10 protein-coding genes are annotated in these 12178 nt (G+C 45.6%); 6 read left to right on the top strand and 4 right to left on the bottom strand.

From position 1 onward, the window contains the following. Nucleotides 1–23: 23 nt before the first annotated feature. From FPE01S_RS25005 to FPE01S_RS16070, 4 genes are all read right to left on the bottom strand, one after another. Complete coding sequence (locus tag FPE01S_RS25005; protein WP_052955898.1) at nucleotides 24–1373, bottom strand: RagB/SusD family nutrient uptake outer membrane protein; 1350 nt, start codon at nucleotides 1371–1373, stop codon at nucleotides 24–26. A 12-nt stretch (nucleotides 1374–1385) separates the two neighbouring features. Further along, entirely contained in the window at nucleotides 1386–4625 is a 3240-nt protein-coding gene (locus FPE01S_RS16080) for a SusC/RagA family TonB-linked outer membrane protein (protein ID WP_046370087.1), read from the bottom strand. Between the two features lie 201 nt (nucleotides 4626–4826). Then, a complete protein-coding gene (locus FPE01S_RS16075; RefSeq protein WP_046370086.1) occupies nucleotides 4827–5096 on the bottom strand; it encodes a hypothetical protein in 270 nt (89 codons plus the stop codon). Between the two features lie 25 nt (nucleotides 5097–5121). Continuing rightward, nucleotides 5122–6516 (bottom strand): TlpA family protein disulfide reductase, encoded by a 1395-nt coding sequence (locus FPE01S_RS16070; protein WP_083990301.1) that lies wholly within the window; start codon nucleotides 6514–6516, stop codon nucleotides 5122–5124. Between the two features lie 324 nt (nucleotides 6517–6840). Between FPE01S_RS16070 and FPE01S_RS16065 the strand changes: the two genes are divergently transcribed. The 6 genes from FPE01S_RS16065 to FPE01S_RS16040 all read left to right on the top strand — a co-directional run bounded on the left by FPE01S_RS16065 (nucleotide 6841) and on the right by FPE01S_RS16040 (nucleotide 12153). Further along, a complete protein-coding gene (locus FPE01S_RS16065) occupies nucleotides 6841–7830 on the top strand; it encodes a glycoside hydrolase family 75 protein (protein WP_046370084.1) in 990 nt (329 codons plus the stop codon). 256 nt (nucleotides 7831–8086) lie between these two features. After that, nucleotides 8087–8674, top strand: a complete 588-nt coding sequence (locus FPE01S_RS16060) for a hypothetical protein (protein WP_046370083.1) — start codon at nucleotides 8087–8089, stop codon at nucleotides 8672–8674. A 121-nt stretch (nucleotides 8675–8795) separates the two neighbouring features. Continuing rightward, nucleotides 8796–9620, top strand: coding sequence for a hypothetical protein (locus FPE01S_RS16055; protein WP_046370082.1), 825 nt, complete (start codon nucleotides 8796–8798; stop codon nucleotides 9618–9620). A 10-nt stretch (nucleotides 9621–9630) separates the two neighbouring features. After that, nucleotides 9631–10449, top strand: coding sequence for a hypothetical protein (locus FPE01S_RS16050; protein ID WP_046370081.1), 819 nt, complete (start codon nucleotides 9631–9633; stop codon nucleotides 10447–10449). Nucleotides 10450–10505: 56 nt separating this feature from the next. Continuing rightward, nucleotides 10506–11252, top strand: a complete 747-nt coding sequence (locus tag FPE01S_RS16045) for a D-alanyl-D-alanine carboxypeptidase family protein (protein ID WP_046370080.1) — start codon at nucleotides 10506–10508, stop codon at nucleotides 11250–11252. Next, a complete protein-coding gene (locus FPE01S_RS16040) occupies nucleotides 11245–12153 on the top strand; it encodes a M43 family zinc metalloprotease (RefSeq protein ID WP_046370079.1) in 909 nt (302 codons plus the stop codon). Before FPE01S_RS16045 ends, FPE01S_RS16040 begins: the two co-directional genes overlap by 8 nt. Nucleotides 12154–12178 lie beyond the last annotated feature (25 nt).

The following is a 12178-nucleotide window of genomic DNA, read 5'->3' as shown; positions in this document are numbered from 1 at the left end:
GACTACTGTTGCTCCCTTACCTTTCACCTGGGGTTTTGATTGAGATTTGCAGTTTGGATAATATTGTTGGGGATCGGCAGCTGGTAGGGATTTGAATTGGGAGCAAGACTGATCTGCTGACCTTCGATACTGCGTTTCAGTGTAGTCGCTGTCAGCGGATCCTTATTCAGGCGTTTCAGGTCCGACCAGCGCGATCCCCGCAATATCAATTCTTTTCTTCGTTCCTCCAGGATCATCAGCAATGCCGCTTCCGCCGAACCTGCATCAAACGGGGTGAAATCCTCCTTTTTCCACCGCCTTTGCATCAGGTGGTTGAGATCATCCATCGCCCCGCTTACATTTCCCAGCCTGGCCCGGCATTCTGCGCGGGTCAGCAGTACTTCATCCGTTGCCAGGCCGGTAAAGTTCAAATAATCCCCTGCGTAGGAACAGGAGAAGGTATTATAGGTTCCATCGCCGTTGGGCCGGAAGTAGGCCTGCTTGCGGAGGTCCGCGTCGTCATAGCTATTGTACAGGATGGAGTCTGCATAATAAGAAAGCCAATAGACATTTGATTGCATGGAGAAATGCATGATCACCTCTTCGTTGAATGCCGGAAAAGGAAGGTTCGCCGTAAGGTCAAGGTTGTTCAGGTCCATCAGTTCGTCCTTGTTCTGAAGTGCTTTGTCCGCATACCATTGTGCGCTGTCATATTGCCGCATATCCAGGAACACCCGGCTCAACAGGGCAAAGGCTGCTGTTTGGGATGGCCTTTGAACATGTAACGGCACAATAGGCAACAGGGGAATACTGCCACGCAGATCTGAAAGGACCTGGTCGAAGCATTGCTGTACAGAAGCTCTTTCCGTAGGAATATTAAAATCGGCCGTCAGCCTTAGGGGCACACCAGGGTCAGTGGCAGCGGTTAACACGTCATAGGATTTTGACCAGAGGGTTAAAGCGTCGGAAAAATATTTTGCCCGGAAGAAAAGCGCTGACCCTTTGGCATTATCCCAATCGGACGGGTTGCTCTCGGTGCGGTCGATCTTATTAAGACCTTCCAAAACAAGGTTCGAATAATTAACAGGGAGATAGATGAGCGACCAGTCATTGGGAAGATCATCCGGAACGCTGTTCTCGGACCAGGTGTAAACATAACGCTGGTAGGGTTCAAGGGATTCAAAAAAGTTTTCCGGCAGAAAGTAATTGTCTGCACTGCCTTCCCCTGACCAGCATGTATTCCGATTCATGATACTGCTATTGTCCAGCAGGCTTTGAAAGTCTACTATTGTCGACGGTACATCCAGCCTTGAATCCGGTTTTGCATCCAGGTATTTTTTGCAGGAAGCGTTAAACAATACCAGTGTTATATAGATCAGCAATTTCTTTTTCATGATTGAATGTGTTTAAAAATGAGCCCTGAACCCGATGGTAAAGCGCTTTGGATTGGGGATGGATGAAGGGAAGTCGGGATCGAGGCCCTTGTGATTGACGCTCCAGATAATACCAAGGTTGCTGGCATTACCATAGACCTGCAGCAGCCTGAATGGTGACCGGCCAGATTTTGCCGTTGGCAGGTCCCAGCTAAGAGACACAAACTGCAGCCGGATATGGTCGGCTTTGGTGGCCAGTACTTCAGATGCCTGGTAGAAAGCGTCCCGATTGCCGTCAGCCGGGTAAGGCATGGACGGTACTGTAGTGAACGCTTCATCTCCTGGTTTCTGCCAGCGGCGCGCGTAGTCTGCATGCCCTGCCCAGCTATAATACAAGGCATCGTAGGAAATTGACGGGCGCTGAAAATAATAGCCCAGCTTGTACTGCAGGTTGATGGATAAGGAAAAGTTTTTCCAGCTGAAAGTATTCATGAAATTTCCGTAGCAGGTCGGCGTAGCCGGACCGGCATAGGCCAGGTTCTTGGCGGAATCATTCTGGATAGCGATATAGTCGTTACCCGGCTTGCCGTCTACATATCCAAGAGGATCGCCGGTTCCAGGATCAAGTCCCGCCCAGGAATAATTCAGAATGGAATAGATGGGCTTACCCACGAGCGGACTAATGGCCGTTCCATTGCTCACATAGATGCGTGCCAGCTGGGTCGCGTTGTAATACTGGGTGATTCTTGACTTATTGAAGTTGAGGTTTAGGGACTGGAACCATTTCAACGAACGGTTCAGGAGGCGGGCGTTGAGCTGCAAGTCTACACCCGCTGATTTCATATCCGCGACATTGCGTATGACCGCGCCGGTTGAACTGCCCACACCGGTCGTGTAGTCAACGGGCGCCAGGCCAATAAGGTCCGTTCCGGTTTTATTGAAGTATTCTATACTGCCCGACAGGACATTATCCTTCAATTGGAAATCGAGCCCGACATTAAATATTTGCACTTTTTCCCAGCTCAGGCTGGGATTAGGATATTGCGCAACGCTTGAGAAAGGCAAATTGGAATAGGTGTCGTTGCCAAGGTGGAAAATACTGGTGACGGCTGATTTTGAATTGTCAACATTGCCATTGATACCATAGCTTGTCCGGAGCCTGAGCATCGGCAAAAACGTGCTGTTGTAAAATCCCTCTTTTGAAATGGTCCAACCCAAACCTGCCGACCAGAGTGGTATGCCCTTTTCATTGGACTTTACCCCAAACAGGTTGGAAGCGTCTTTCCGGATGCTTCCCGTCACCGTATAGCGGTTGTCATAGGTATACGCCGCATTGGCAAAAGCCGCTGTGAAACGCTGCACCTGGAAGCCAGCGCCATAACCTTTGGGAATGAACTGGTTGCCCCGGATAAAATTCGGATAGGGTTTGGTATAGTCGATCGCACCAATGGTCTGGGTCTCGGGGTCAAAGCCATAATACTGGTAGCGATTGGTTTCGGTTTTTGTTTGCCTGATCTCCATACCGGCCAGCGCCGCCAGTTCATGGCGGCCTGCTGTTTTGGAATAATTCAGCTGGCCCCTGCCCTGGTGGGCGGTGAGATCTGTTGTACTGGTGTTGTTGATGGCTCCCAGTGGTACAATACGGTATACAATGCCGGTTGAATAATCCACCTGGGAAAAGCTGTTGATCAGGTCGCGTGCCACATAACTTTCCTGTTCCTGGAGGTTAAGCCGGGAGACCAGTTGTTTTTGAAACTGGTAATTGCCTTCCAGCGTGAGTCCCTTCAACAGTTCATATTGCAGGGATACATTCGCGGTTATTTCATTCAGGTCAGATTTCGCAGTGTTGTACCGATACTCCTCCAACGGGTAATATTTCCAATCCAGCAATAATCCCTCTCCTGCCGTATCAATATAAGGCTGACGGTTCATGTACAAGGGTACCGGGTTGCCATCACCGTCCCTGAATTGCGCATAAGGATATAGTTTTTTGGTCCCTACCCTTATTGAATTGTATCCGGACTTGCCACTCTCCGTCTTCGATTGGCAGTAGGCAAGGGCTGTCTGGACCTGGAATTTGGGAAGCGGCCGGAAGCTGTTGCGGACTCTTAGGTTGATCCTTTCATACTCCGCGGATAGCGCATCACTGTTGCGGTCGTAGCCACCTGAAACAAACCAGGATGCCTTTGCTGTGCCGCCCTGCAGGTTCAGGGCATATTGTTGCATTATGCCCGGACGGTATAGATATTCATTGAAATCCCGCCGGACATCCAAATCGCGATAGGCGTTTACCTGGCGCGTGGCTTCTTCTGCGGTGAGTTCTCCGTTGGCTTTTTTGACCAGGATTTCTTCCACCGGGCTCAATGGCGGCCTGCCCCTGTTGCTGATCTGGCTCTGATAGAAACCGCGATCAAACAATGCCTGTTCAACGTCTATAAAATCTGATGCATTTATCTCCGGCAGGTAAAACAGGTCAGGTTTACCAGTGACGGTTACGTTGGCATTCAACTCGATTTTCAGCGGCTGATTGAGTTTCCCTTTTTTGGTGGTGATCACGATTACGCCATTGCCTGCCCGGGTACCCCAGATAGATGCTGCGGCAGCGTCCCGAAGTATTGTTATAGATTCTACATCATTGGGATTGATATTGTTGATGTCACCCTCGTAGGGAAAATTGTCCAGCACGATAAGGGGATTCTTTGGGCCATTGATGCTGCTGTAGCCCCTGATGGTGACCGGTGGTCGGTTGGGATCCTTGTCAAACAGTACACTGTTTGCAACGCCTTCCAGCCGGTTGATAATGTTGGTACCGGGTTGCAGGTTCAGTTGCTTTTCATCGAGAGAAACATATGAGCCTGTGGAACGTTCTTTCGGAATATATTGGTAACCTGAATTCAATCTTACCGTTACATTATCGAGGCCCTGGGCTGTCCTTTGCATCACGATGACAACCGGGTTTGTGCCGGACCATAAGTATACTTTTTGCTCGTATCCGATACTGGTGATGATCAGCCTGTCGCCCTTTCGGAAAGTAGTGACCTGAAATTCGCCTTTTGCATTGGCAACAGCCGATTGTCCCGTTCGAGGGTTTAGTATCGTTGCGCCGGCGACGGGTTCTCCAATATCATTAGTCAGTTTACCGGTCCTGGTCGTGTCGGGTTGTGCATTTAAGATATCCGGTGATGCGATCATTGCCAGCACCAGTAGCGTCACCAGGAATAAGGACAGACAGTTGTGTCGGGTGAAGTTATTGCATAAAAAACTCGTTTCCATTAACTTTGGTTAGTTTGGTTTAATAAATACTATGCTCTTCCGGAGCTATTCAACAGTTATTTGTTTGCCATTCAGCAAGCCGCTTCGTCTGATTCACGGAGCGGTTTTTTATGACCGTATGGCGAGTTTAGTGCATAGGCGATTATTTAAGAGTAAACAATACGGGCAGCGAGACCATTTTTTGTAGTGGATTTTTCCATCCTACAAGGCCGCAATTAATTTTACCAATATCTTTTGCCTGACGGCCTCTGAATTGATCGAATCAAAGGCCTGAAATTCTTTGCTGGCATTTTGCTTATCAGTGAGGTCAGCAAACAAACGGATGTTTTGATCGCTGGCGGTGACCCACGCATCCAGTTCATCTCTTTCCTGGTCGGACAGGGTACTACGGATGTAGCCCGTGATCAGGTAAGCGATCCGCTTTGCCTGAGCATAATCACCTTCATCGAAAGGTTGCTGCTGCGCGTTCATTGGAGTAAGATCAATAGTATATGAATCAGTCTTTCTGGTTTTCGGTGACTACCACCACGTCAGTATGCCGCCATTCAGGGACTAGTTTCAGTCCGTTTTTCCTGAGTGCGCCTGTAACAGATTCGTTGTTCAAAGGTCCGGCTAAACTTAATGTAAATCCGGGTGAAAGACCTGTTTCGTCGATGCAAAACTGCGTATGTTTTATCTTTTTCAATTCATCCAGGCATTCAGTCAAAGACATCCGGATGTTGCCTGCACGAACATTTTTTTTCTTTCCCATATTCTCCCTGTCGCTGACCAGTATCCATGAAAGCATCGGCCGTGTAGTGATTTTAGCGGAGAGGCAGGAATAGTCATTGAGGTAGGTGAGCATGCGTTCGAGCACAACAGCAATGGGCAGGCCTGGTGCCACAAGGTCAATGGAGTAAAGATGTTTTGTGTACCACGCTTCAAAATCTGCTGTATCGTTGGGAGCGAAATAGCTGGCGCTGTCTAATCCTTCCAGGATGAATTGATCCGGTCCAATATTGGGATTAAGTTGCCCGATAAGCAATTCGTAAATTTTCAGAAGGGGCATATTGGTAATGGCAAGGCCATTTTTTATGCCATTGGCTGACCGGTAAAATATGCCTCCGGGAAGGCCTTTCTGCCATCCTTTCAGCAAAATGGTGAATTGCTGAACCTGGGCCGGATCCGGTAGTCCGGATAAATAAAGGGGGTTTACCGGGTTAATGTCCTGTTTGCCGGTAAATAATACTTGCTGGCTACTGAGTGCGGCCCGGATAGCCGGTTCAGTAAGATCTGCTGATGCCGAAGTACCCAGGATCTTTCCGCCCTGACCGATCCAGACATAATGTGGAAGAATATTATGGGCGAATTGGTGACTGAGTACAGAGTCTCCTACAATGATGGGCAGTTTCAACTGTCGGCCATTACGGGCTTGCCATGAACGTAGGAATTGCGAGACCTTCTCTTTTGAATCGCCGGATGCCTTTCCGTTGACCAGCACTATTTGCAGCTCATCCTTAAATGTTTCCTGGAGGTTTTCCAGTTTCGGGAAAGCACTCAGGCAGGAGCTGCACCAGGTAGCCCAAAAGTCAAGGATGATCAGTTTGGTCTTAAAGTCAGACAGCCGCATGTTGAACTGGGAATAATTGACCATGGAGAAACTGGTGTTGATAATATCGCCGGTAATTGAGTCTGGCCGGGGTTGCGCAGGCAAGGGTCCGGGAAGGCACAACTCCAGCGCCAGGAATGCAGCAACTACTATTTTAGTACCGCCAAAAAATCTCCGGAATAGTGGCATACCAGACCCTTTCAAGGTGATGCCGGGACTATGCAGGAAGCCGTTTAAGAATTGGCACGATAGCGCATACCGTTCTCGTACGGGCACAGGATTCCCGCTGACAGTTGACAGCATAATTTTGGTTAATGGTTAAAAATTAACAGCTTCCGTTACGGATATATAACATCCCTATAGATGCTATTGTCTAAAGTTTTACAAGAAAACCGGGAATAAACGGCAGTTTTGAGTTATCAGAAGGGAATGACAATACTGGGAAATCCCTATCGTGCGCCAAAAAAGGGTAATTCTACGGATAGAAAGTCGATTCCAACTAAGTAATTTAAAAGGTGAAGATCAACTTGTGGACATCATCTCGCACCGCCTGCCTCGCCCACGACAATCCCTACCAATTGAAACCTTCACTTCCAGTGCTTTATGGACCCATAAATAAACACGGCAATGAAATATAGAACTATCACACCGCTCATGGCATTTATTCTGTTCGCCTGCGCCGGTCAGGCGCAAACCTTTTCCATCATTGATTCCAGCATATTTACCCCTGAACAAAAAACAATCTATCTTTTTAAAAATCAAAGGGAAGACAAACTGATACTGTTTAAAACCGATTTAAAGGTAAACACCGATGGCATTCCCACTTCTTATCATCCACAGGATCTCAGAGGTGATTCTATAGCTTTAAACTCAATACTCAATGCAGTATTTGTGTATCGTTCCAGGGACAATATAAACTTAAGCGTTCCAAGACCACTTACGAAATACTCAAAACCGGAAAGGTCAAAAATGGCGGCAGAAGCGTACTCGGTAATCGAACAGTGGCGAGACGCTAATTATGATAGTATACTACCGGGATATAGAATTGCCTGGAAAAACGTGTTGGTTGAATCAAAAGGGAAACCTTGCATTTTGACCTCAGGGCCCTACAAAGGGTACTACGCATCTGCCACAGCATTAAAAAATAATTTAACAACCAACAAGGGAGAATGTAGCTGCAATGACCAGGTGAATCCCTTTGAAGTTCCAACTATTGTTTTAGCAAAAAACGGAAAGAACGCTAAAAATCCAATCAGAACTTACGGAGGATCAGTAGGAGATTTGGCGATCGCCTATAATACGAAAAACAAGAAACTAGTCTACGCTATCGTAGGTGACGTGGGTCCGGCCGGTAATCTGGGGGAAGGATCAGTCATTCTAAACATGAAACTAAAGGGGAAAGACACATTCCCTGTAAAAAGAAAAGATACCAATAATCTAACGATTAGCGGTGACGTTGTCATTTGTATAATACCGGGTTCAAGGAATTACAACCCCGAAAAACCATATTCCCAGGCTAATATCCAGAAAAGAATTCTGATGTGGCTGGATCAACAAGGTTTTCCCAATGAATCTGACCTGATAGCCTTCCTTGAAAAACAAAAATCAGCTTTGTAGTTAGAGATCCTCGTGCACAACCACTTCCAATATACCGACTATATAATAAAACATTATTGTCGCATTGTCAAGGGTATTAATACTGAACTTTTTTTCGAACTATTTACCCATTTTTAAAACTTCATCTGAACAGATCAAATAGTCCCCTGCCCTGCTTTCGAAACAACCCAAAACCTGCTACGACCCGATGCCAAAATCAGTCAATCCTCCATTGTCATACAAACCCCTTCAATAAACCGACTAAATAACTCCAATTATGCCTACTTATGGTTTTGTCCCAGACATGAGACCCAGGATGACCGATACAGAACTAATTAATTTATGCAAGGACCGACAAGCGCCTTTGGATTTCGAAAAACACCCTATCTGGGTAGTAGGCTTGCGTGGCTACTATCTTCAATCAATGGGAGACCCGACAAGAAATGACAGGGGTATCTACGACGACGCCCTTTTTATCATCACGAATCGCATCTTTCTCGCTTTCAACGCAAATACAGATCCGGCAGTATATAAAAAAGGAATGCCAACCTTACTGCCAGGAATATGGACAGTTTACAGATTAGATGACCACCGCCCGGTAAGCGGTGCTCCCCATTACCCCGCGCTATGTCAGCGAGGTGGTCCTGTTACAGTCGAAAGAGATCAAACAGGTCCGGATACCGGCAACCATGGAATCAATATTCATAGAGGTGGTTATGAAAAAGTTTCAAGCGTAGGTTGCCAAACCATTTACCCCGACCAATGGAAAGAGTTCATCAATACTGTCACAGCCCTTGCACAGGAATATTTTGGCAAGGAGTGGAAGAGCACAGACATCCCCTACAACCTATTAAAGGTAGGCTGAAAAGAAATCGGCAGATATCTACTAACTTCTTTAGTTTAATTATCCGTAATAATCCCCTACCACGGATCAAATTAAAATGCAATCTTAGAAACTGTTAAGCAACAACCTAAACCCACCCCGCATGGCAACCAAATGGCTTCCCATCGATAAAGCTATTGTGTCTTCATTGACCGGCAACGACAAAACTATCCTAAATCGAATAGAAGAATTGTCAAATGAAACGATACCTAATGATGACAAAACGTTGACAGAATTCAAAACTTATCAACGGCAGGTATCCAAAAATTTCAATACCGCCATCAGTATATCTCCATTCTTTAAGGGTGACGGAAGTTATGACGATTTCACCTATACCTATTTTCTGGGAGCTTTCTCGGACAAATACAGGTTCACGAAAGGAAGTGGCTCGTCAATCATTGCTGAGCGTTTCGGATTGGGAATTGAAATTGAATTGAAAGTCACCAATTTAAAAACATCCATTAAAGGAGGTTTTGCATCTATTGGCGCTGCAATAGACATGGAGCTGGCTGATGCTTCTTACAAATACCATATCCGATCTCTCCCTGATGGCGATTTCAACACATTACTCCCTCCCATTGGTCAATTTAATTCGGAAGCCATTGAAAAGTTCAAACTACTGGTTAACAAACTCAAACAACTATACAAATCAGCTAATGGAAATATTGACCTGGTGGCCATAGAAATCCTTTTAGATGAAGCACCAATGAATAGTAATGGAGCAAATGCAGCTTCCTACTATTTCGCCGCGAAAAGGTTACTAGATGACCAAACATTATCTGATGCTGTACTGTCAGCACGATCATCACCAGGACGATACAACGAAGATGCGATACAATATGTCTATGCCCGATGCGGTGTCAAATCGCTCAATGAAAAACCAACCAGCACATCTAAAGATGCTGCCAAAAAATTAATCAACAACTAATTGCAGTCATATGCCTCCTCTTTTAAAAGTGATTCCTGTAAATCCTCTCTTGAATGATACAGGTGAATTTATTTCACTTAAACAATACACAAATTCTCCAAGACCTGATGCTTTACAATATGCCACAGGCGCACCCAGCTATTTTGGCGAAGAATACAGGTATAATCTGTCAACATCCTCTAAACTGGAAATTGCAGCTATTGGTGGTATCGAGGCAAGTCACGGTACAACAACATTTATACATGATTCAATAGTCTATAAACTTTCGAGAGACCCGAATCAGAACAGTGATCTGATAAAAGGTACCTGGTGGGGATACGGACTACGGTTGACTATAGTCATTAAAAACGCCGAGTTTGGGCTCAACATTAACTGGGGGGCGGTTGCCGCTGCAGCCCAACTCGGTTACCTTGATGCTGAATTTAATATTGACTGTATCGGCATATCGGATAGTGTACTTTTCGACCTCCTGCCGGCACCAATAGATCTCAACATCAAATCCTATAAAGAAATATTAGCGATCGGAGATCAGATACGCGCTTTCGCCGTCAAAAAAGATCCGGTTGGTGTCATCTACAAGCCTTTAAGAATTCAGGTTCCCTCAGAAACAAGTATAGATCCAATAGCAGACGACCGAACGTTAATCTTTGTTTATCAACAGGTAGGTGAAAGAGCAAGTATTGTAGATGCACTGAAAACGGCTGCTGGTTTGGGGTTAAATACCAGTCTGATCCCGAAATATTACCAGGAAAAATTCCAGATAACCAACGTCGACGACCGCCCAAGTCCGTCAGATAAACGAAAAGCCAGAGACTGGCTCGATATGTAAGTGACCAAAGTGGATTTAAAGCAACAATCACAGACATCACCTTCATACCTGATATTATGAAATCTCCATTGTTGTCGATTGAAATCTTATCCATCTATAAAAACAAATTAGGCGACCGGCTCCCGCTGCCGAGCAGGATGGCAAAATGTACTCCGGACACCTACAATGCCATTTATAAAATCGCCCAGGCTGTCGCGAAAAATGGTGGCAAACTAATTCTAAGTGATCTATTCCGTAGCCGGGATATGCAGTGGCAATCCTACCAGGATTATATATCAGGAAAAAAAGAAGCTTTCAGCCCCCCACCAGGAGGCAGCTTCCACGAAGCAGGACGGGCGTTCGACCTCGATCTGGGTGCACTAAAAATGCGTCTGTCTGAATTCTGGAAAATAGCAGCCCAATTCGGCGTGATACCAATCATCAAAGAACCGAAATCTACGCTTGACGAGGCATGGCATTTTGACTGCAGGGGAAGCCATCAAATTGTCTATCAATACTACGCTGACAAACACGGAACTAATTTCAAACCTTACACTGCAGCGGCTGCAAGTGCTATTCTCTCCGATGGCATATTAGTTGACGCATTTGGTGAAAATCAAAGCGAAGCTGCCCTTCAATCCTGCTTGATCCGGTTAGGCAAAAATATTGGAAACCTGGATGGGCTTATTGGCCGTAAAACGCAAAAAGCATTAGAAGAATTGGGCATTGAATTTGAAATAAACGCAGTTTCAAATATGCTAATAAAGGCTGAGAACTTAATCCAACAAAAATTTCCACAAGAGTTTCAAATGCCTAATGGCTAAAAACCAATTCGACACCAATATTATGGACGCTAATATGAAAAAGGTGAGCCAACTTTTATTGATACTATCAGCAAGTATTCTGGCGACAGCAAACATTTCATACAGCCAGACGATACGAATCCCAATCATAGTCCACGTTATTTATACTGACAGAGCCCATCAAGCTGAAAATGACAGAGAAAATACCATTGAAAATATTTCCAGACAAACGATTCTTAATGAACTAAAAGACCTGCATGATGACTTCCTGTTATTGAATGCAGACACTTCTGGCGTGCTCCCCATCTACAAGCCAAAGATTGCAAATCCAGACATAGAATTCTACCTGGCAGACACTATTATTCAGGAAGGTGGCGAGCCTGGAATTAAACGCATCAATAAAAACAACAGGTCAAAGTTGTACAATAAAAGCCGCATCATTAACCATGAACGATATCTAAACATCTATATCGGCAACATACCAGGGAGTTTTTCGCCCAGCGATACACCCTGGGAATTTCCCAGAAAAGACGCGGTTTATGTAGAATTCAAATGGGTGGGGCATGGATACAGGATCTTTACGCATGAAGTTGGGCATTGGCTTGGCTTACTGCATCCCTGGGGAACAGGCAATGCCACCGGAGACGCAGAAAGCTGTTCAACAGGAGATGGACTTCGGGATACTCCGGCCCAGAAAGAAGCCACCGAACTTGATGCCAAGTGTGAAACCTGCCCGCCACCTTTCGGGAATGCTGTTGACAAATCATGCACTCCGGGAGAACCTTCCAACTATAACAATTTCATGGACTACTCAGGTTGCAGAAAGATGTTCACCAAAGATCAGGTAACATTAATGCGGGATAATATTAATAAACACAGACAAACTCTCCTGTTTACAGATCATTTCACGAAGGTCGAATAGCCAAATTAGTTTTCAGAACCTAAAA

The sequence above is a fragment of the Flavihumibacter petaseus NBRC 106054 genome, from assembly GCF_000974785.1.
Taxonomy (GTDB): domain Bacteria; phylum Bacteroidota; class Bacteroidia; order Chitinophagales; family Chitinophagaceae; genus Flavihumibacter; species Flavihumibacter petaseus.
This window is presented reverse-complemented; position numbering and strand designations above follow the sequence as displayed.